Annotated in this window: 3 protein-coding genes; all 3 read left to right on the forward strand. The window is 33.4% G+C overall.

The window, feature by feature from the left end; translation table 11 throughout:
- Positions 1-266 (forward strand): hypothetical protein (locus tag VXK47_RS16440; RefSeq protein ID WP_435549869.1); only part of this gene is annotated, 266 nt, incomplete at its 5' end.
- Positions 267-342: 76 nt separating this feature from the next.
- On the forward strand, positions 343-561 hold the full coding sequence (locus VXK47_RS16445) for a hypothetical protein (RefSeq protein ID WP_435549870.1): 219 nt from the start codon (positions 343-345) through the stop codon (positions 559-561).
- A 470-nt stretch (positions 562-1,031) separates the two neighbouring features.
- Positions 1,032-1,589, forward strand: a complete 558-nt coding sequence (locus tag VXK47_RS16450; RefSeq protein ID WP_435549871.1) for a hypothetical protein — start codon at positions 1,032-1,034, stop codon at positions 1,587-1,589.
- The last annotated feature ends 182 nt before the right edge of the window (positions 1,590-1,771 follow it).

The raw sequence follows: 1,771 nt of genomic DNA on the forward strand, positions 1-1,771 counted from the left end.
GGGGGTCGTATAATGAACCAAGAAATGTTTTGATTTATCTGATCAGAGTGCTTCGGCGTGATAATATGAAACAAATCGGGCAATATTTTAATATCGATAAATCCACTTCAGTCAGCAGTATTATTGAACGGGTTAAAAAGCAGCTGCAGACAGATAAATCTTTAAAGAAACGTGTTGATGAACTTATCAATATGGTGAATAAAAGCCAAAAAAGGAAGATGAACCCAAGGAAAGAGGTAAAAATAGATATGAATAACAGCAAGTAACAGGCAAATCTGGCCGATCGCTAAGACGACTGCCGGATTTGGTATGTAATCATAAAAAAAAGAAAAAGGAGAATTAATGGATCCTGATAAAATAGTGGACAGTTTATTTAAAGAATTAGGTTTTGCATTGAAGGCAATGTCAAAAGCAAAAGATGTTAATGAAAAAGAGGCTCATAGCCGAATTGTAAAGAATTTATGCGAGTCTTTGGGTGTGTTTTTAAATATGGCCAGCGAAATAATGCCCTTTGATCATGATAATGATGATGATTTAACAAAAGAAGACATCCCTTTTTGAAGATTCTTGCGTCCGGCTGCAATGCAGTAATTAAATCGTATGGGATAATTTGTATCACTTCCTGAATCGATTTTTCATAATAGCAAGTGCTCATCCGGAAGCCATCTTATACAGTTCGCCCCTATTAAGGTCTTGCAGAACATAATCGGTAATGTTAGGAGACTACCAATTATCTTGCTGATCATACATATCCGGTTCTGCTTCTTGAGCATAATTGGATGTGGGCTCTATAAGCGGCAGTTGTTTTGGTGTTTTTTGCGTATTTTGCATTTGATTCCTTTATCGCTTTTATAGTGTTATCAGGTTATTGTCTAATTGCCTTATGCTACATCCAATACCAATAATCCACTGCAAATGCACAATCGCCTTTTATACCAAATATTTATACCTTAGGATGGACACTATCTAAAAAAAAGGATTTTTAAAAATAGCCCGAAATTAATAATCATTTAAAATATTATTAAATAATTATGAACGATATTGCCAAACTTCCGAAATTTAACACAAGACAGATAAAAACAGTAAACAAAGCAGCGGAAATATCCGAGGAGCTTGTATGCGATTATTATAAATTATCCACCAGCCAATGGCTTAGAAGACGCTATGATATTAAAACGATAGCGAATCTTTCAACTGAAGAAATCGTTGACGGCCCATTTGCTCAGATAATAAAATATAAAGCTCAACCAAAATATTCATCTCTTAGTTCTTCAATTTATGATTTTTATAAAATCTGTCTTCAGGATAATTCCATACTTTCGGTTGTAGGCAAATCACCTGCAATAAAACTTTACCCTTTTTTGCTTTATATAATCACACACGAACTTGTTCATATTGTCAGGTTCAGCGAATTTCTTCAAAATTTCAGCGCCTCTCATGAAGAAAAGATGGCCGAAGAAGCAAGAGTACATTACAATACCCATGAGATACTTAAAGCTATAAAACTGAATGGACTATCAAATGTTTTTAAATTTTATGATAAATGGCGCATTCCTCTTGATGAATTGCAAGATGAATCACAAGATTAAGTTTAACCGGATATATCGTAAATCAGTTAATTGCAAAATACATGAGGTAATTTCAAAAGTCTCGCATTGATCCGATTATTTTTATAAAAAGCAGTTGAAATACCAAATAACATATTGATTTAATAAAGAGAATGCTCTATTATCTTCTTAAATTCACCAATTCAAGAAAGGATGATAATATG

Source organism: Desulfobacterium sp. N47 (assembly GCF_051233685.1).
GTDB lineage: Bacteria > Desulfobacterota > Desulfobacteria > Desulfobacterales > RPRI01 > RPRI01.